At 64.8% G+C, this 19,691-nt stretch carries 14 protein-coding genes; 7 read left to right on the top strand and 7 right to left on the bottom strand.

The window, feature by feature from the left end; all coding sequences use genetic code 11:
• Positions 1 to 295 precede the first annotated feature (295 nt).
• The 5 genes from AC0L2L_RS12005 (at position 296) to AC0L2L_RS11985 (ending at position 7,458) form a co-directional block, all read left to right on the top strand.
• On the top strand, positions 296 to 1,852 hold the full coding sequence (locus tag AC0L2L_RS12005; RefSeq protein WP_473578555.1) for a Do family serine endopeptidase: 1,557 nt from the start codon (positions 296 to 298) through the stop codon (positions 1,850 to 1,852).
• A 188-nt stretch (positions 1,853 to 2,040) separates the two neighbouring features.
• The gene (locus tag AC0L2L_RS12000; protein WP_040991372.1) at positions 2,041 to 2,715 is read left to right on the top strand and encodes a response regulator transcription factor; all 675 of its coding nucleotides are present in this window, start codon (positions 2,041 to 2,043) and stop codon (positions 2,713 to 2,715) included.
• Between the two features lie 8 nt (positions 2,716 to 2,723).
• Positions 2,724 to 4,193: a sensor histidine kinase gene (locus AC0L2L_RS11995; protein WP_473578554.1), complete on the top strand. Its 1,470-nt coding sequence runs from the start codon at positions 2,724 to 2,726 to the stop codon at positions 4,191 to 4,193.
• An 11-nt stretch (positions 4,194 to 4,204) separates the two neighbouring features.
• Complete coding sequence (locus tag AC0L2L_RS11990) at positions 4,205 to 7,210, top strand: bifunctional [glutamine synthetase] adenylyltransferase/[glutamine synthetase]-adenylyl-L-tyrosine phosphorylase (RefSeq protein ID WP_473578553.1); 3,006 nt, start codon at positions 4,205 to 4,207, stop codon at positions 7,208 to 7,210.
• Positions 7,207 to 7,458 carry a hypothetical protein gene (locus tag AC0L2L_RS11985; protein WP_473578551.1) on the top strand — a complete coding sequence of 84 codons (252 nt, stop codon included), beginning with the start codon at positions 7,207 to 7,209 and terminating at the stop codon, positions 7,456 to 7,458. Before AC0L2L_RS11990 ends, AC0L2L_RS11985 begins: the two co-directional genes overlap by 4 nt.
• Positions 7,459 to 7,475: 17 nt before the next feature.
• Here the strand turns inward: AC0L2L_RS11985 and AC0L2L_RS11980 are convergent, their stop codons facing one another.
• The 4 genes from AC0L2L_RS11980 to pepN form a co-directional block, all read right to left on the bottom strand.
• Positions 7,476 to 7,763 (bottom strand): hypothetical protein, encoded by a 288-nt coding sequence (locus tag AC0L2L_RS11980; RefSeq protein WP_473578549.1) that lies wholly within the window; start codon positions 7,761 to 7,763, stop codon positions 7,476 to 7,478.
• Between the two features lie 138 nt (positions 7,764 to 7,901).
• Positions 7,902 to 8,162 (bottom strand): type II toxin-antitoxin system prevent-host-death family antitoxin, encoded by a 261-nt coding sequence (locus AC0L2L_RS11975; RefSeq protein WP_473578547.1) that lies wholly within the window; start codon positions 8,160 to 8,162, stop codon positions 7,902 to 7,904.
• A gap of 81 nt (positions 8,163 to 8,243) precedes the next feature.
• Positions 8,244 to 10,565 (bottom strand): PAS domain-containing sensor histidine kinase, encoded by a 2,322-nt coding sequence (locus tag AC0L2L_RS11970; protein ID WP_473578546.1) that lies wholly within the window; start codon positions 10,563 to 10,565, stop codon positions 8,244 to 8,246.
• Positions 10,566 to 10,747: 182 nt separating this feature from the next.
• Complete coding sequence (gene pepN, locus AC0L2L_RS11965; RefSeq protein WP_473578544.1) at positions 10,748 to 13,393, bottom strand: aminopeptidase N; 2,646 nt, start codon at positions 13,391 to 13,393, stop codon at positions 10,748 to 10,750.
• A 154-nt stretch (positions 13,394 to 13,547) separates the two neighbouring features.
• Between pepN and AC0L2L_RS11960 the strand changes: the two genes are divergently transcribed.
• Entirely contained in the window at positions 13,548 to 14,495 is a 948-nt protein-coding gene (locus AC0L2L_RS11960; protein ID WP_473578542.1) for a DMT family transporter, read from the top strand.
• A 227-nt stretch (positions 14,496 to 14,722) separates the two neighbouring features.
• On the opposite strand, the gene AC0L2L_RS11955 is transcribed toward AC0L2L_RS11960, so the two are convergent.
• The 3 genes from AC0L2L_RS11955 to AC0L2L_RS11945 form a co-directional block, all read right to left on the bottom strand.
• Positions 14,723 to 15,538 carry a helix-turn-helix domain-containing protein gene (locus AC0L2L_RS11955; protein ID WP_473578540.1) on the bottom strand — a complete coding sequence of 272 codons (816 nt, stop codon included), beginning with the start codon at positions 15,536 to 15,538 and terminating at the stop codon, positions 14,723 to 14,725.
• 199 nt (positions 15,539 to 15,737) lie between these two features.
• Positions 15,738 to 16,661 carry a uracil-DNA glycosylase gene (locus AC0L2L_RS11950; RefSeq protein WP_473578538.1) on the bottom strand — a complete coding sequence of 308 codons (924 nt, stop codon included), beginning with the start codon at positions 16,659 to 16,661 and terminating at the stop codon, positions 15,738 to 15,740.
• A gap of 325 nt (positions 16,662 to 16,986) precedes the next feature.
• On the bottom strand, positions 16,987 to 17,625 hold the full coding sequence (locus AC0L2L_RS11945) for a hypothetical protein (protein WP_473578536.1): 639 nt from the start codon (positions 17,623 to 17,625) through the stop codon (positions 16,987 to 16,989).
• Positions 17,626 to 17,877: 252 nt separating this feature from the next.
• Here AC0L2L_RS11945 and AC0L2L_RS11940 point away from each other — a divergent pair, with 252 nt between their 5' ends.
• A complete protein-coding gene (locus tag AC0L2L_RS11940; protein WP_473578534.1) occupies positions 17,878 to 19,557 on the top strand; it encodes an electron transfer flavoprotein-ubiquinone oxidoreductase in 1,680 nt (559 codons plus the stop codon).
• The last annotated feature ends 134 nt before the right edge of the window (positions 19,558 to 19,691 follow it).

Genomic DNA, 19,691 nt, shown 5'->3' with positions numbered 1-19,691 from the left:
ATCCATTCCGTGACTTCGAGGCCGTCCAGAATTCTGCTCCGTGGCGCCCCTCGCACGAGGTAACGGCATGGATTGCAGGGCCTCCGCGGCGGAGCTTCGCTCCTGCTTCGCCCTGGAATGACGAAGTCGCAGGTGCTTCTGCCAAGCCTCGAGCGCGGCAGACCCGTGGTCATCGTCGCCAACATTACAAAACTTTCATGTACCGGAAATGGCGCCGTAATGTTCGGCTCTCTAATCCTCTTGCCCGAGGATGCTTCGCCTGAGCGCATCCGCGTCGATAGAGGATAAGAACCCCATGAATATTGCCCCCAATTCATATTCCAGCACCCGCAAGCGTCTGATGGCGGCTGCAGCGTCCCTTGCCGTTGTCGGTGCGGTCGGCGCGGGCGCGCTTGCCACGGGCACGGCGCCCGTGCTGGCCGATGCCGTGCGCGTCGAAGCCCCGCAGATGCCGAGCTTCGCCGATGTCGTCGAGCATGTCTCGCCGGCGGTGGTCAGCGTCAAGGTCAAGGCCAAGATCCAGCCGACGGCCGACGATAGCTCCGACGATCAGGACGGCTTCGACAACCTGCCCGACAATCCGCAGCTGCGCCAGTTCTTCAAGCAGTTCCGCGGCTTCGGCGATCAAGGCCCGGGCGGCCAGTTCGGCATGCGCCGCTTCAACCATCGCGACCATGGCAATGGCGAGCCGCGCCCGGTCGCGCAGGGTTCGGGCTTCTTCATTTCCGAGGACGGCTATCTCGTCACCAACAACCACGTGGTCTCGGAAGGCTCCGACTTCACCGTCGTCACCAATGACGGCAAGGAGCTCGACGCCAAGCTGATCGGCACCGATCCGCGCACCGATCTCGCCGTGCTGAAGGTCGATGCCGGCGGCAACAAGTTCACCTATGTCGACTTCGCCGACGATTCCAAGGTCCGCATCGGCGACTGGGTGGTTGCCGTGGGCAATCCGTTCGGCCTCGGCGGCACCGTCACCGCCGGCATCGTTTCGGCCCGCGGCCGCGACATCGGCGCCGGCCCTTATGACGACTTCATCCAGATCGACGCTTCGGTCAACCGCGGCAATTCGGGCGGCCCGACCTTCAACCTCAACGGCCAGGTGATCGGCATCAACACTGCCATCTTCTCGCCGTCGGGCGGCAGCGTCGGCATTGCCTTCGACATCCCGGCCTCGACCGCCAAGCAGGTCGTCCAGGACCTGATGAAGAGCGGCTCCGTCCAGCGCGGCTGGCTCGGCGTCGAGATCCAGCCGGTCACCTCCGACATCGCCGAGTCGCTCGGCCTGAAATCGGACAAGGGCGCGCTGGTCTCGAGCGCTCAGGATGCCGGTCCGGGCAAGAAGGCGGGTATCGTCGCCGGTGACGTCATCACCCAAGTCGACGGCAAGGATGTCGCCTCGCCGAAGGAGCTCGCCCGCCTGATCGGCGCATTCGCGCCGGGCAAATCGGTCGATGTCACCGTCTGGCGCAACGGCAAGGACGAGACGGTCAAGGTCGATCTCGGCACGCTGCCCGCAAGCGACAAGCAGGCCTCGAACGACGACAACAACAAGCAGTCGGCGCCCGCCGCCAAGGCCGACACGCTGTCCGATCTCGGCCTGACCGTCACCAAGGCGGAAAACGGCAAGGGCCTGGTGGTCACCGATGTCGATCCCGACAGCGACGCTGCCGACCGCGGCATCCAGCCGGGCGACGTCATCACCTCGATCAACTCGAACGATGTGAACACCACCGACGACGTGTCGAAAGCGATGACGGACGCCGCCAAGGCCGGCCGCAAGGCGGTGCTGATGCAGATCACCCGCGACGACTCGAACCGCTTCGTGGCGCTCCCGGTCGGCAAGGGCTGATCTTCCCTGCGGCGGTATCAACACCCCCGAGCCGCCGTGGGGAAAACATGGGGCCGAGCACGTTAGTCAGTCACCGTGTTTCGCTCCTGGCGGCAGCGGGTTTCCCATCACCCGCTGCCGCTTTAACTTAAGGGCAAGGGCCAATGACCGCCCCTCAAACTTCCAATGAAATCGCGTATAACGGTCCCATGAAGATTCTCGTCATGGAAGACGATCGCGAGGCAGCGGATTACTTGCAGAAAGCCTTCGCCGAGGCGGGGCACACCGCCCATGTCGCCGGCGACGGCGAGACCGGCTTCGCGCTTGCCGATGCCGGGGACTATGACGTGATGGTGGTCGACCGCCTGATGCCGCGCCGCGACGGCCTGTCGGTGATCGCGGCACTTCGCTCGCGCGGCAACACCACGCCGGTGTTGATCCTGTCGGCGCTGGGCGAGGTCGACGACCGCGTCACCGGCCTGCGCGCCGGCGGCGACGATTACCTCACCAAACCGTACGCTTTTTCCGAATTGCTCGCCCGCGTCGAGGTGCTGAACCGCCGCGCCAGCGCGCGCGAGTCGGAGACCGTCTACCGCGTCGGCGACCTGGAGCTCGACCGGCTGTCGCATTCGGTCAAGCGCGCCGGGCGCGAGATCACTTTGCAGCCGCGCGAGTTCCGCCTGCTCGAATATCTGATGCGCCACGCCGGCCAGGTGGTGACGCGCACCATGCTTCTGGAAAATGTCTGGGACTATCATTTCGATCCGCAGACCAACGTCATCGACGTCCACGTCTCGCGCCTGCGCGGCAAGATCGAAAAAGGCTTCGACAAGCCGATCCTGCATACGATCCGCGGCGCCGGCTATATGCTGAAAGGCGGGTAAGGCCGATCATGGCTCTTTCCCTGCCGGCCATCATGAGGACGACGGCGGCCCGGCTTTCGGCGCTGTATTTCCTGCTTTTCGCTCTCTGCGCCGTGCTGCTGGTCTTCTACATGACGTCGCTGTCGGCAAGCATGCTGACCACGCAAACCAAAGACACCATCAATGATGAGATATTAGGTTTGGGCCGCGCCTACCAGAACGGCGGCCTGCCATTGCTGGTGCGCGTGGTCGAGGGCCGCTCGCGCCAGCCCGGCGCCAACCTCTACCTGATTGCCGATGCCAACGGCCAGATCCTGACCGGCAACGTGCAGAGCCTGGAGCCGGGGGTCATCGAGACGGAAGGTTGGACGACCGAACCCTTTTCCTACCAGCGCTTCGGCGAGGGCGAGCTCGACCGGTTGCGCAGCGGAGACCAGACCGCGCCGCAGGCCGGTGGGGGGGGCGCGCAGTCCGAGGGTGAGAAGGGCCACAACGCCATCGCGCTGGTGCTGAGGCTCCCCAACCAGATGATCTTGCTGGTCGGCCGCGACCTCGGCGAGCCCGAACGCTTCCGCGCCGTCATCCGCCGTTCGCTGACCTTGGCGCTTGGCATGATGGGCCTGGGCGGCATCCTGATCTGGTTCTTTGTCGGGCGCGCCGCGCTGAAGCGCATCGACAGCGTCTCGGACGCCAGCCGCCGGATCATGGGCGGCGACTTGTCCGGACGGTTGCCGGTCACCGGCGCCGGCGACGAATTCGATCGCCTGTCGGAAAACCTCAATTCGATGCTGGCCAGGATCGCCATGCTGAACGAGGGGCTGAAGCAGGTCTCCGACAACATCGCCCATGACCTGAAGACGCCACTGACCAGGCTGCGCAACCGGGCCGAAGCGACGCTTGCCGGCAGGCACAAGACGCAAGACTACCGCCAGGCGCTGGAAGGCACGATCGCGGAGTCCGACCAGCTCATCAAGACGTTCAACGCCATCCTGATGATCTCGCGCCTCGAGGCCGGCTACTCCTCGGAACAGACTGGTCCCGTCGATCTCGCCGCCACGGTGAGCGACGTCGTCGACCTCTACGAGCCGGTGGCGGAGGAAGCAGGCGTCGCGCTGGAAACGACAGTGCCCGAGGCCTTCACGATCAACGGCAACCGCGAGCTGATCGGCCAGGCGCTGTCCAACATCGTCGACAACGCCATCAAATACTCGACCGGCGCTGCCGAGACGCCGAAAGTGCGTGTGGCGCTGGAACGCGCCCGACATGAGTTCAAGCTTACCGTCACCGACAACGGCCACGGCATCCCGGACAACGCCGACCGTGCCCGGGCCACCGAGCGCTTCGTGCGTCTGGAGAAGAGCCGCTCGCAACCGGGCTCTGGCCTGGGCCTCAGCCTCGCCAAGGCGATCATGACTTTCCACAACGGCAGGCTTGATCTTTTGCCCGCCAATCCCGGATTGTCCGTGGTCATGAGTTTCCCGCTACGGGAGACGCATTGACGGCGAGGACAATGGCGAAGAAAAAAGTCGAATTCGAATGGCGGCTTAGCCCGACATTGGTGCTCCGGCCGCTGGACGCGGATCGTGCCCGACGCGAACTGTCGGAAATCGCCGATGCCGCCGGGGAAGAAGGCCTTTCCCGTCTCGCTGCATTCCTGGCGGGCGAGGGGCCGCTTCAGGACACGCTGGCGGCCGCCTTCGACCTCTCGCCCTTCCTGCGCGATGTGGCGCGCCGCCGGCCGGCAATTCTCGACACGCTGTTCGACCAGACGATCGAGGCGCGGCTCGGCGCCATAGGCGAGGCGATCGGCGGTGCAGCCAAGGCGGACGATGCCTCGGAACCGGGCCTGATGAAGGCGCTGCGGCAATGGAAGGCCGAAGCGCATTTGCTGATCGCGCTGGCCGATCTTTCGGGCGAGGCGGAGACCTCGGTGACAGTGCGCCGCCTCAGCGATCTTGCCGACGCCTGCACATGCGCCGCCGTCGATTTCCTGCTGCTTGACGCGCATCGGCAAGGCAAGCTCAAGCTGCCGAATCCAACTGCGCCGGCCCGGGATTCAGGCTGGATTCTGCTCGGCATGGGCAAGCTCGGCGCGCATGAGTTGAATTTTTCCTCCGACATCGACCTCGTCGTGTTCTTCGATCCGGAGGCGCCGGCAATCGTCGATCCGCTCGATGCGACGGAGCTGTTCGCGCGCCTTACCCGTCGTCTGGTGCGCATCCTGCAGGATCGCACCGAGCATGGCTACGTCTTCCGCACCGATCTGAGGCTGCGCCCCGATCCCGGCTCGACGCCGCTGGCGATCCCGGTCGAGGCGGCGCTTCGCTATTACGAGGCGCGCGGCCAGAACTGGGAACGCGCCGCCATGATCAAGGCGCGGACGGTTGCCGGCGACCTTGCCGCGGGCGCTGCCTTCCTCAAGGAATTGCAGCCCTATGTCTGGCGCAAATACATGGACTACGCGGCGATCGCCGACGTCCATTCCATCAAGCGCCAGATCCATGCCCACAAGGGCCATGGCGAGATCGCGGTGAAGGGCCACAACGTCAAGCTCGGCCGCGGCGGCATCCGCGAGATCGAGTTCTTCGTCCAGACCCAGCAGCTCATCGCCGGCGGCCGGTTTCCCGAACTGCGTGGCCGCGAGACGGTGCCGATGCTGGCAGCGCTTGCCGCGCGCGGCTGGATCACCGCCGATGCCCGCGATGCGCTCACGCGCCAATACTGGTTCCTGCGCCGTGTCGAGCACGCCATCCAGATGGTGGCGGACGAGCAGACGCACATCTTGCCGGACAGCGACGAGGAACTGGAACGCATCGCGCTGATGCTGGGTTTTGCCGGCGAGGTGGAATTCACCGAGGCGTTCCGCGCCTCGCTGCAGCAGGTCGAGCGCCATTATGCGGCGCTGTTCGAAACCGCGCCCGAACTCTCGGCCGGCGTCGGCAACCTGGTCTTCACCGGCGATGTCGACGATCCCGACACGCTGCAGACGCTGGATCGCCTGGGCTTCCAGCGGCCGAGCGACATCTGCCGCGTCATCCGCGGCTGGCATTTCGGCCGCTACCGCGTCACCCAGTCGGCGGAGGCGCGCGAGAGGCTGACCGAACTGACGCCGGCGTTGCTCAAGGCTTTCGGTCAGACGCGCCGCGCCGACGAGGCGCTGATGCGCTTCGACGAATTCCTCGCCGGCCTGCCGGCGGGCATCCAGCTTTTCTCGCTGCTGCAGTCGAACCCGGCACTGCTGAAGCTGATGGCGACGATCATGGGCGCGGCGCCACGGCTTGCCGCCATCATCACGCGCCGCCCGCACGTCTTTGATGGCCTGCTCGATCCGGCGCTGCTGACCGAACTCCCTGAACGCGCCTATCTCTCGGCGCGGCTTGCAGCCTTCATCGACGGCGGCCGCGCCTATGAGGACGTGCTCGACCGCCTGCGCATCTTCGCCTCCGAGCAGAAATTCCTGATCGGCGTGCGCCTGCTTGCCGGCTCTATCGATCCCGCGCGGGCGGGGCGCGCCTTTTCGGACCTAGCCGACCTCACCATCGAGGCGGCACTTCAAGCGGTGATCGCCGAATTCGCGCTGCGCCACGGCAGGATCGCAGGCGGCAGGGTGGCCCTGCTCGGCATGGGCAAGCTCGGCAGCCGCGAGCTCACCGCCGGTTCGGATGTCGATCTCATCCTGCTCTACGACCATGACCCGGACGCCGAGGACTCCGACGGCGAGAAGCCGCTGGCGCCTTCGCACTACTATACCCGCATGACGCAGCGCCTGATCGCCGCCGTTGCGGCGCCGACGGCTGAAGGCGTGCTCTATGAGTTGGACCTGCGTCTGCGCCCGTCAGGCAACAAGGGGCCGGTCGCCACCCATATCGACGCGTTCAAGAAATATCAGCGTCACGATGCCTGGACCTGGGAGCACATGGCGCTGGCGCGGGCCCGCGCCATCGGCGGTGACGCCGAACTCTGCACCGAACTCGATAACGAGGTGGCGACCGTACTGGCGCAGCCGCGCGACGCCGCCAAAGTGAAGGCGGATGCCTCCGAGATGCGGGGATTGATCGACAAGGAGAAGCCGCCGCGCGATCTCTGGGACATCAAGCTGATCCCCGGCGGGCTCATCGATCTGGAATTCATTGCCCAGGTCGCGGTCATCACCGGCGGAATCGAACCGGGCAGGCGCGCAACGGCGACGGCGGACGTGCTGGCGCGGCTGGCCCCCCGGTTCGCGGCCGTCGATGTACGTGAAGAGCTTGGCGAGGCCTACCGGCTCTATCTGGCGCTGACCCAGATGATCAGGCTTTGCCTCACCGGCGAGTTCCAGCGCGATGATGTCCCGCCGGGGCTTTCGGATCTGCTCCTGGCGGTCACCGACCTGCCGGATTTCGCTGTGCTGGAAGCGCATCTCAAGGAGACGTCGCGGAAGGTCAGGAAGGACTTCGACCTTTTGCTTCGCGCGGGCGCGTCGACACGAGCGACTGGCCGCATCCGGGGTGAAGATGCAACAGGAGAAACCCCATGAAGAAATCCATCAAACTTGCCTTTGCCTTCGTGGCGCTGGCCGGTGCTGTCGGCAGCGCGGCCTATGCCGATAACAACACCGGCGAGCGCCTGCGCGACGGCAAGGCAATACGAGGTTCCGACGGCGCCATCAGTTTCGACCAGTTTTCCGCTGCCGTGGACACACAACTGAGGAAGCTCGCCGCCGACAAAGGCGGAAGACTGACCGTCGCCGAGCTTGCCGAGGCGCTGGAGAAGGCACGGGTGTGAGTCTTGAGGCCGCGCAGCTATTCGGTGCGTTGAACCTGGCGGAGTTTACGGCGCGCATGCGCCTGCAGAATTCGGTCGCGCAGATAGGCGTAGAAGCGGGGCGGCAGCATGCCGTAGTGGAAGCGGGAAGGACTGCTTCCCGGTCTGAGATCGGGACCCGGCCAGAGGAAATCGTTGGTTTCGCTCACCAAGATCCAGGAGGGCATGTCGTCGAGCCCCAAATGAGCCTTGAGAGGCGCGGGCATCTCTATTGCGTCGGCGGGGTCGGCTGGGGGCGAGTGGGTGATTGGAACGACCGTCACCACCTCGCGACTTTCCACGATCCGGCGCTGCAACGATGGCGCAGGGTCTGTTCTTGCGTCCCTCTTCGACGCCTTGCCTGTGTTCATCCGACCATAGGTAGGAATAGGAGATCACCAGGCCGGGAACAGGCTTGGGCAGGCTCACGGCGTCCAGTCTTTAAGCATCTGGCCCAGCTCGTCATGCTGGGAAGGCACCGCGCTCTCGGCGATAGCCTTCAGCGTCTCGTCATCGAGTTCTTCGATGGGCCGGGCGACCCGTCCCTTGACCAGCACTTCGAACATTGCTGCCGAAAGAAGCACCGTGTGGGTCCGGCCGTTTTTCGTTATCGCGACCGGCGCCCGCTGAGCAGCATCCTGGAAGCGGCCGACATTCTGCTGGAATTCGGTCGATGTTACGCGCATGGGAAGTCACCTCTTATCCAAAATAGATAAAATAGATAACTTTTTCAAGCCTGTTCTAGCAGCCGCGGATTGCTGGTTGGGTCAGGCCGCAGCCTTCACCGAAAGCGGCGCTTTCTTCAGCGGAATGCGCACCGACACGATGGTTCCGACACCTTCGGTCGAGCGGATCTTCAGCGCGCCGCCCTGCAGCTCTGCCAGCGAGCGCGAGATGGCGAGTCCAAGACCCGAGCCGGTGTGGTTCTTGGAGAACTGGTTCTGCACCTGCTCGAAGGGCCGGCCGAGCTTGCTCAGCGCCGGCTTGGGGATGCCGCAGCCATTGTCCTCGATGGTGAGCAGCAGCGCCCCTGACGTGTTGCGCGCCCTGACCGTGATCTTGCCGCCCTGTCCGGTGAATTTCACTGCGTTGGAGAGCAGGTTGATGGCGATCTGCTTGATCGCGCGGCGGTCGGCGTAGAGCCGCATCGAGTCGGCGATGCGCGTCTCGACATTGATCGACTTTTCCGCCGCCTGCAGCGAGATCACCCGCACCGTTTCCTTGATCAGCGGGCAAAGGTCGATCTCCTCGCGGTCGAGCGAGAACTGGCCGGCTTCGATCTTCGACATGTCGAGAATGTCGTTGATGACGCCGAGAAGGTATTTGCCGCTGCCGTTGATGTCGGTTGCGTATTCCTCGTAACGCTCGGAGCCGAGCGGCCCGAACAGGCCCCGCTGCATCAGCTCGGAGAAGCCGATGATGGCATTGAGCGGCGTGCGCAATTCATGCGACATGTTGGCGAGGAACTCCGACTTAGCGCGATTGGCTGCCTCGGCGCGCTCGGTTTCCTTCATGTATTTGCGGTTGAGCTCGACCAGTTCGCTGGCGCGTTCCTCTTCGGCGCGGCGCGCAAGGCTGAGATCGTGGATCGTCGCCATCAGCCGGCGCTCGCTGTCGACCAGCTTTTCCTGGTGCAGCTTGATCTGGGTGATGTCCGAGCCGACCGAGACGATGCCGCCGTCGCGGGTCCTGAGCTCGTTGACCTGCAGCCAGCGGCCGTCGGCGAGCTGCCGCTCGAAGCTGACGCCGCCCTGCGGCCCGTTGGCATTGGCGAGCCTGCGCTCCGAGGCGAAGGCCAACATCCGCTCCTCCAGCGCGTCGCGAACGACGCCCGGCACGACGTCGCGGTCCGATAGCCCGTTGTCCTTCTGGAACTTCGAGTTGCACATGATCAGCCGCTCGGCGGCATCCCAAAGCACGAAGGATTCGTTGATGTTCTCGATCGCGGTCCTGAGCCGCATGTCGGCCGCTTCCGAACGCAGCGCCAGATGCCGCTGCTCGGTGACGTCGACGGCGATGCCGATCAGCTGGATCTCCGGGGCTTGCGGGTCGATCACCTGCGCGCGGGCCCGCATCCATACCCACTGTCCGTCGGCGTGGCGCATGCGGAAAACCTGGTCGATATGGTCGATCTCGCGCTCGACGATGCGGTTGGCGAGGTCGAACAGGTCGCCGTCGTCGGGGTGGATGATCTCGTCGACCGCGCCGAAGGAGAGCATGGATTCGCAGGGCTCGTAGCCCAGCATGTCGTACATCGAGCGCGACCAGTACATCTTGCCGCGCACCATGTCCCAGTCCCACAGGCCGCAGCGGCCGCGCACAAGCGCCATGTCGATGCGCTGATGCGCCTCGAGGTAGATGCGGTCCGCCGCCTGGGCACGCGCTGCCTGGCCGAAATAGGCGTAGAGGATGACGATCAGCACGCCCGCCGTCAGCACGAACAGCGTGACGTTGAGCGACACCGACTTGCGCCAGCTGTCGAACACCGCTTCCTGCGGCACGAGCACGGCGGCTGCGTGTCTGTGATCGCCGGCGAGGCTGACGGCGGCAAACCAGTCCTGTCCGCCGATGCTGACATCCATCACGCCGGCGCGGTCGCCGAACATGAACAGCGGTTGCCCGCCCAGCACGAGGCTGTCGAGCGTGCGGCCCTGCCAGCCCGTCGACAATGGCGAGACGGCAACGACCTTGAAAGCGGCGTCGGTGATGGCAAGCACATGCGCACGGCTCATGGCGCCCTGGCGGCTGGTGCTTTCCAGGAGGCTGATGGCATTGGCGCCGGCCGCGTTGGGGTCCGCGGTGATCGCCTGAGCCATTTGCCCGGCGGCCAGCGCCAGCACCGCCTTGGCGTCGCGCTCGACCTCGTCATGCTCGTTCATCAGCGACAGGAAGCGCAGTGCCGCGATGACGACGAGGAAAATGACGATCAGCGCCGGGATCGATCGGCGCAGCAACGGCTCGGCGGCCAAGAGCCGCTGATAAGTGGGTTCGGCGATCAGGCGCGCATTGCCGGCAAGTCCATCGCTTCTTGCCTTACGCTGCGCAAAAGCCTTCCCTCCGGGCGCGCCCCACGCGTCCGCCTTGGCCATAAATGGCACTCCCCGATCTGCCGTATACTTGGATGATCCGGCTACGCCGCACGCCCGAATCGCCATTAAAGAATCAAAGCTGATTCGCCTTGTCCAGAGGCGCGGGCGAAAAAGATTAAAAGTTGATTGAAATTTGTCGTTTCGCCTTTCCTTCTCCCACAACAAGGGGAGAAGGAAGAGCATTACGCCAACGTCCGTTCCACGATATCGCGCAAATCCGCCGACAGGTTCTCGACCTTCGCCATGTCGAGCAGCGCTTCCCTGGCCCTGGCTTGCCGTCCGGGTTCCAGCGAGCGCCAGGACCGTAGCGCCGTTGCGAGCCTTGCCGCCACTTGCGGATTGCGCTTCTCCACCTCCAGCACCGTTTCGGCAAAGAAGCGGTAGCCTTCGCCGTCGGGGCGGTGGAAGCCGGTCTGGTTGGCGCTGGAGAAGGTGCCGATCAATGAACGCACCCGGTTCGGATTGGCGATCGAGAAGGCAGGGTGCTGCATCAGTGTCCGCACCTTGTCGACGGTCTTCGCGCCGGGCACGCTGGCCTGGATCTGGAACCATTTGTCGAGCACCAGCGCGTCGCCGCGATAGCGGGCCTCGAAGGCAACCAGCGCCTCCTCGGCCTCCGCCGTGCCCGAATGGCGATGCGCCAGAACGGCGAGGGCCGCGGCGCGGTCGGTCATGTTGGTGGCGGCAGTGAAGTGTCGCACGGCGAGGGCGGTGCCTCCCGGCAGCAGCGAAAGATAGTCGAGCAGGATGTTGCGGAGCGCCCTGCGTCCGGCGCTCGCCGCGTCCGGACTGAACGGACCCTTGTCGGCAAGGCTGTCATAGAGCACCAGGAAGGCCTCGCGGTTTGCCTCGGCGATCGCCCGCGCCAGCGCCTCGCGCGCGGCAAGGATGGCGTCGGGGTCGATACCCTTGCCGATGTCGCGGGCAATGTCGGCCTCGCCGGGGAGCGACAGCGCCAGCGCCCGGTAGGCCGGCTCGAGCGTCTCGTCGCCGGCAATCCTGCCGGCAAGCTCGGCGAGCCGCGTCACAAAGACCGGCTGCCTGCCGCCGAGGATCTGACGGAAGGCCGCGATCAGCGCGTCGGTCAGCAACGTGTTGAACGCCTGCCAACGCGAGAAGGCATCGTTGTCATGCGCCGCGAGGAAGAACTGGTCGTCGGCCTTCTGCTGCACCGACAGCGTGATCGGCGCCGAGAAGCCGCGGTTGAGCGACACCGAGGGCCGTTCCGAAACGCCCAGGAAGCGCACCGTGTGCCGGCGCTTGCGGATATGGATGACGCCATCATCTACCGTTGCGCCCTCGACGGCGGTCCAGACGACCGGCTTGCCGCCGGCGCCGACAAGTCCGAACGCGAGGGGAATATGCATCAGCCGCTTGCGGCTTTCCGACGGCGTCGGCGGCACCGACTGCTCGATCTCCAGCGTGAATTCCTTGGCCGCCGGATTGTGCGCGGAGCTCACCGTCAGGTTCGGCGTGCCGGCCTGATGATACCAGAGCGCGAATTGCGCCAGGTCTCTGCCAGAGACGTCCTCGAACACTTTCAGGAAGTCCTCGATCGTAGCGGCCTCGCCGTCATGCCGCTCGAAATAGAGGTCCATGCCGGCGCGGAAGGTTTCCGGCCCAAGTATGGTGCGGATCATGCGCACCACTTCGGAACCCTTCTCATAGACGGTCGCCGTGTAGAAATTGTTGATCTCGCGGTAGCGGCGCGGCCTGACCGGGTGCGCCAGCGGCCCCTGGTCTTCCGGGAACTGATGCGCGCGCAGCGTGCGCACCTCGGCGATGCGCTTCACCGCCCGCGAGCGCTGGTCGGCGGAGAATTCGTGGTCGCGGTAAACCGTCAGGCCTTCCTTCAGGCAGAGCTGGAACCAGTCGCGGCAAGTGATTCTGTTGCCAGTCCAATTGTGAAAATATTCATGCGCGATGATCGCCTCGATATTGGCGAAATCGGCATCCGTCGCGGTCTCCTCGTCGGCCAGCACATATTTGTCGTTGAAGACATTGAGGCCCTTGTTCTCCATCGCGCCCATGTTGAAGTCGGACACGGCGACGATGTTGAAGACGTCGAGGTCGTATTCGCGGCCGAAGGCTTCCTCGTCCCATTTCATCGAGCGCTTCAGCGCGTCCATCGCGTAGCCGGCAAGCCCTTCCTTGCCCGGCTCGACATAGATGCCGAGCTCGACGTTTCGGCCGGACATGGTGGTGAAGCTGCCTGGCACCTTGCCAAGCGCGCCGGCCACCAGCGCGAAAAGATAGGAGGGTTTGGGGAAGGGGTCGTGCCAGACCGCGTAGTGCCGGCCGTTGGCGAGCGCGCCGTGGTCGACGGGATTGCCGTTTGAAAGCAGCAGCGGCGCCTCGTTGTGCGGGGCCTCGATGCGCACGGTGTAGACCGAAAGGATATCGGGACGGTCGAGGAAATAGGTGATGCGGCGAAAGCCCTCGGCCTCGCATTGCGTGCAATAGACGTTGTTGGAGCGATAGAGGCCCATCAGTGCCTCGTTGCGTGAAGGCGCGATCTCGGTCTCCAGGCGAAGCTCGAAGCGCGGCGCTGCCGGCGGCTTCGGGATCGTCAGCCGGTCCGGTGTCGCCTCGTAGTCGCTGGCCTGAAGCGCATGCCCGTCGATGGCAACGCCAAGCAGCGTCAGCCCGTCGCCGTCGAGCATCAGCGGCGCCGACGCGGCGACGCCCTCACGCCGCTCGATGGTGAGCAGCGCGGTGACGAGGGTGGCGTCCGGCGACAGGCGGAAGTCCAGGCTGACCCTGGGGATGAGATAGTCGCTGGGGCGATAGTCTTCTAGCTTGAAGACATGGCCGGTATCGGTGCGCATTCCGTTGGTTTTCCGATCGATTTCAAGCGGACAGCAGTCTTTGCTGGTCCAAGAATTTTGAGGTGCGCGCTCTTTACACGAAACGGCCACTCGACAAAACTGCGCAAAGGCCTCATTTGCGGCTTCGTTTTCCGACCATCTCCTACGAGGCACGATGACCGTCGATCATGCCGTCGGCCACAACACGCTGCGCGGCATTACGCTGAAGATCGTCTCGGTGACGATCTTCGTTGGCATGCAGACCTGCATCAAGGCGGCCGGCGACGTGCCCGCCGGGCAGATCGTCTTCTTCCGCTCCTTCTTCGCCATCTTCCCGATCATCGCCTTCCTGGCCTTCAAAGGAGAGCTCGCCACTGCATTCACGACCAGGCGGCCGTTCAACCATATTGCGCGCGGCGTCGTCGGCGTCGGCGCCATGGGGCTTGGCTTCTTCGCGCTGACCAGGTTGCCGCTACCGGAGGCTATCACGCTGAATTACGCCCAGCCGCTGCTGGTCGTGGTGTTCTCCTCGGTCTTCCTCGGCGAGACGATCCGCGTCTACCGCTGGAGCGCGGTTGCGGTCGGCCTTGCCGGCGTGCTGATCATCTCCTGGCCGGAACTGACGCTGCTCAATTCCGATCAAGGCCTCGACGACCAGGAGGCGCTCGGCGTCATGGCCGCGCTGATCGCCGCGGCGATTTCGGCCGTCGCCATGCTTCTGGTGCGCAATCTCGTCCAGACGGAGAAGACGGCGACCATCGTGCTGTGGTTCTCCTCGACGGCTTCAGTGCTGTCGCTTTTCACGCTGCCCTTCGGCTGGCAGGCGCTGACGCCGATGCAAGCCGCGCTGCTTGTCGTCGCTGGTTTCGGCGGCGGGCTCGGCCAGATCCTGATGACGGCCGCCTACCGCCACGCCGAAGCCTCGGTCGTTGCGCCCTTCGAATACACCTCGATGATCCTCGGCGTCGTCGTCGGCTATTTCGTGTTCGGCGACGTGACCTCGCTCAACACGCTGATCGGAGGCGTGATCGTGGTCGCCGCCGGCATCTTCATCATCTGGCGCGAGCGGCAGCTCGGCCTGGAGCGCACGCGCACCAGGACAGCCGCGCCGCCGCAGGGGTGAAGTGTTTTAAAGAAAGCCTCAAAGGCCGAGTTCCGTCACACCCCCCTCTGGCCTGCCGGCCATCTCCCCCTCAAGGGGGGAGATTGGAAGCTTCAGCGTTCCGCCCATCCTGCAATGTTGGAGATTGGCGAAGGCGGCGAAACCGCTAATCTCCCCCCTTGAGGGGGAGATGGCCGGCAGGCCAGAGGGGGGCGCTGTCCCGCCGGACTTTTGAAAGCTGCATCTAGCTAAGACTTTGTCGCGCCCCGTTCCTTCGCGAGCCGCACCAGCACCGCCCGGGTCTGCTCATCCGCCGGGAAAAACGATTCGATCGCCAGTTCCGACAGGGTGACATCGAGCGGCGTGCCGAACACCGTAATCGTGCTGATGAAGGAAAGCACGGTATCGCCATGCGCAAGCCTGAGCGGATGAACGATACCGCTCGGTTCGACCGGCGCCGGCCGGCTGCTCTTCAGGCCGGACGGATAGGTGCGCAACTCGCGCTCCAGCTCGATCAGCACCGGATCGCCGGTGGCGTCGTTCTGATGCTTCAGCCGTTCGAGAAGATGTGCCCGCCACTCTGCCAGGTTGACGATGCGCGGCGCCACTCCGCCCGGATGGAGACTGAGCCTCAGCACATTGACCGGCTGCGCGAGCAGGGACGGCTCGGAAATATCCGCAAGGAACGGGGCTATCGCCGCATTGGCCGAAACGAGGTTCCAGTGCCGGTCCACCGCAAGCGCCGGGAACGGCTCGTGGCCCTTGAGCACGGTCTCGACGGCGGCCATCGCCGGCGCCAGCGTTTTGTCGCTCAGCGGCTTCTCGCTGAAGCTCGGCGCGAAGCCCGCAGCGAGCAAGAGCTGGTTGCGCTGGCGCAACGGGATCGACAGCTGCTCGGCCAGATGCAGCACCATGTCGCGCGACGGCTGGGCGCGGCCGCTTTCGACGAAGGAGAGATGCCGCTGCGAGATATCGGCCTCCATGGCGAGGTCGAGCTGGCTCATTCGCCGCCGCGTGCGCCATTCGCGGATCAGGCTGCCAGCGGAGGTTTGCGATGTGATCATGGAGGAATGACTAGGGCCGGGAGGGCACGAATTCAATTACCTGGGAGGTTATAGCTCCTCCTTCTCCCCTGTCGCCGAAGGCGACGGATGGGGGGTGTTCCAGGAAACGCCAACCCCTCACTCCGATGGAACACCCCTCATCCGTCTCGGCGCTGCGCGCCGATCCACCTTCCCCCACAAGGGGGAAGGGGAAGGCCGCTCATGCCAACCCCTTCAGCTTAGCCTTCACCTCGAGGAAATCCCGCCAGGCCAGCTTCTTGTGCGCAGGCGTCCGCAAGAGATAAGCCGGATGCAACGTCGGCATCGCCGGAATGGCAATGCCCGAAGCCGTCGTGTGCACCCGCCAATTGCCACGCAGCCTGAGGATTCCCTCGGTCGTGTTGAGCAGCGTCTTCGCCGACGGTCCGCCGAGATTGACCAGCACTTTTGGATTGACCAGTTCGATCTGCCTTTCGATGAAGGGCCGACAGATCTCGGTCTCGTGCGGCGTCGGCGTGCGGTTGCCCGGCGGCCGCCACGGAATGACGTTGGCGATATAGGCCGAGCTGCGGTCGAGGCCGATCGCGCCAAGCATGCGGTCGAGCAGCCGGCCGGAGCGGCCGACGAAAGGCAGGCCTTCAAGGTCCTCGTCGCGGCCCGGGGCTTCGCCGACCAGCATCAGGTCGGCATTGGGGTTGCCGTCGGCGAAGACGAGGTTCTTGGCGGTGAATTTGAGATTGCAGCCGTCGAAGGCGGCCATGTGCTGGCGCAGTTCGTCGAGCGTCGCGGCACTTGCCGCCAGTTGCCGCGCAAGCAGCGCCTGTGCCTCGTCGGGAACGGCCGCGGCCGCCGGCATCCGCGCGGGCGCGTCCGGAATATTGCTCGCGTCGAGCCTCGATGGCGGTGGCTCTGGCGCCTTGGATCGCTCCGGAGCCCGTTCAGGCGCCGGGCTGCTCTCGGGTCTGGGCTCGCGATGCGGCGCGGCTGGCGTCCGCTCGGCAGGCCTGCGCTCGGCGGACCTTGCCGTCGGTTCGGCAAACCGGTTGATCGGCGCGTCTTCAAGCGCATCGTCGACACCGGCGCTGGCATAGAAGGCGAGCAGTTCGGCGATCTCGGCGGGTGTGCTGGGGGAGGCGGCAGTCATGGCGCCACCATCGTCCGCGCGGCGCCGATTTGCAAGTTGTCAGGTCTGCCCGAGGTATCTTGAGATTCTGGGGAGGCCGTGCCGAAAACGATGACTTCCGAGAACCGGCCTGCGCCGGCCGTAGCCTTCATAGAGCGCAGACACTCGTGAGGGCTTCGGCCGGCAAAGCCGGAGCGGGGCGTACTTAACGTATGTGAGCACCGGCCTACGCCGGCCGTAGCCTTAGTTCAGCTGCCATGCCATTCATGAGTGCTTCGGCCGGCGAAGGCCGGAAGCGCAGGAAGTCGCCGTTTGCAGGCCGGCATCGCCTGAATGTGGGCCTACTTCACCCGGTGGGGATGCGCGGATCCTGCACGATGTAAAACGTCCAGCGCGGCGTGTAATCGGTGATCAGGAAATCGAAGGTCGCCGTCTTCAGCGGATCGACCTTGCCGTTCCTGAACAGCAGCTGGTCGTAAGGTTCGAACTTACGCTCGAAATCGGCGAAGTTGCTCGACCAGATGTTGTCGGGCGTCTTGTTGCGCTGGTCGAAGGAAAAGCCATCGCCGAACACGCTCGGCTGGTCGAGGATTTCCTGCAGCTCGAACTGGAACTCCACCCAGGGCAGGGCGCTATTGTTGAGCACGTCGATGCGCATATACATCACGCCGTTGGCGACCTGGCCGGCCTTGCCGAAGGGTTCGATCGGCTTGGTCGCGCGGATGGTCAGCGTCACCGGCGTCGCCGTGTTCAGCTCCTCCTTGATGATCAGCGGGTCTTCCTTGGTGCCGATGCCGGAAGCGCTGGTGATGCGGAAGCCGCCCAGCTCGTCGGAGAAGGAATAGGCGCCGGTCACCCAGACTTTCACCGGATCGGCTTGCGCCGGCGCGGCCAAAAAGAGGAGCGGAAGAACCGTGCGCCAGGCCAAGCCGGGCGTGAAGAGCAAGCGCTTCAATGGAAAGCCGGGCGGCTCTGGATTGCGCATGCGGCCAAGTATTGCCGATAACCAAGCCGTCGAACAATTAAAAACATGCGGGCAACGCCTGGCCTGCCAACCGATTGGCGCTGGCCTATGCTTTGGCTCAGGTCGAGCCATGGCCCGTTTTCGCGTGAAAACCGCGACTTTTTGTCGAAATCGGCGTTGTCACGTCAGCGCCGGTTTCGCGTCGCGAATTGATGCGCTATGCAGCGCGTGAGCCAGCAGAATGCGAGAACGTGGCGAGCCAGTGAGGGGCCGATGAGCGAAATCGAACGCGAGAGCATGGAATTCGACGTGGTGATCGTCGGCGCAGGCCCCGCCGGCCTTGCCGCCGCGATCCGTCTGAAGCAGCTCAACCCCGACCTTTCCGTCGTCGTCCTGGAGAAGGGCGGTGAGGTTGGCGCCCACATTCTGTCCGGCGCCGTCGTCGATCCGATCGGTATCGATCGCCTTTTGCCGGGCTGGCGCGAGGAAGAGGGCCATCCGTTCAAGACGGCTGTCACCGACGATCACTTCCTGGTGCTCGGGCCTGCCGGCTCCTTCCGCCTGCCCAACTTCCTGATGCCGCCGCTGATGAACAATCACGGCAACTACATCGTCTCGCTCGGCAATGTCTGCCGCTGGCTGGCGGCCAAGGCCGAGGCGCTGGGCGTCGAGATCTATCCGGGCTTTGCCGCGGCAAGCCTCGTCTACAACGACGCCGGCGCCGTCACCGGCGTCATCACCGGCGACATGGGCGTCGAGAAGGACGGCACGCACGGCCCGGCTTACGCGCCCGGCATGGCGCTGATGGGCAAATATGTGCTGATCGGCGAGGGCGCGCGCGGCTCGTTGGCCAAGCAGCTCATCGCGAAGTACCGGCTTGCCGACGGCCGCGAGCCGGGCAAGTTTGGCATCGGCCTCAAGGAACTGTGGCAGGTCAAGCCCGAGAACCACAAGCCTGGTCTCGTGCAGCATTCCTTCGGCTGGCCGCTCGACATGAAGACCGGCGGCGGCTCCTTCCTCTACCATCTCGAGGACAACCAGGTGGCGGTCGGCTTCGTCGTCCACCTGAACTACAAGAACCCCTATCTCGCGCCCTTCGAGGAATTCCAGCGCTTCAAGACGCATCCGGCGATCGCCGGCACCTTCGAGGGCGCCAAGCGCATCGGCTATGGCGCGCGCGCCATCACCGAGGGCGGCTGGCAGTCCGTGCCGAAGCTGTCTTTCCCCGGCGGCGTGCTGATGGGTTGTGCTGCCGGCTTCGTCAACGTGCCGCGCATCAAGGGTTCGCACAATGCGGTGCTCTCCGGCATGCTGGCGGCCGAGCATGTGGCCGAGGCGATCGCCGGCGGCCGCGCCAATGACGAGCTTACTTCCTACGAGGAGGCCTGGCGCGGCACCGACATCGGCAAGGACCTGAAGAAGGTCCGCAACGTCAAGCCGCTCTGGTCGCGCTTCGGCACCATTGTCGGCGTCGGCATCGGCGGGCTCGACATGTGGCTGAACACGTTGTTCGGCTTCTCGCCCTTCGGCACCATGAAGCACGGCAAGGCGGACTATGCGACGCTCGAGCCGGCGGCGAAGCACGAGAAGATCGCCTATCCGAAGCCGGATGGCGTGCTGACCTTCGACCGGCTCTCCTCGGTGTTCCTCTCCAACACCAACCACGAGGAAAACGAGCCGGTGCATCTGATCGTCGGCGACATGGCGCTGCAGCAGCGTTCCGAGCACGATGTCTTCGCCGGTCCCTCGACCCGCTACTGCCCGGCCGGCGTCTATGAGTGGGTGGACAAGGACGGCAACGCCGCCGCCGATCCGTCGGCCAAGGACGTGCGCTTCGTCATCAACGCGCAGAACTGCGTCCACTGCAAGACCTGCGACATCAAGGATCCGAACCAGAACATCGACTGGGTGCCGCCACAAGGCGGCGAAGGTCCGGTCTACCAGGGCATGTGAGCCGCTCCGGCCGGGCCGTCTCGACCGCCGTCCCAACAAAGCCGGCGAAGGCCCGGTCTACCAGGGCATGTGAGCCGCCAAGGCCGTTGAAGCCTCGCGCCGATTATGGTCTGCTCCGCCTCCGGACAAGGAGG

It is taken from the genome of Mesorhizobium sp. WSM4832, from assembly GCF_055811115.1.
The sequence above is the reverse complement of the archived record's forward strand: the minus strand, read 5'-3'. Positions and strand labels throughout refer to the sequence as shown.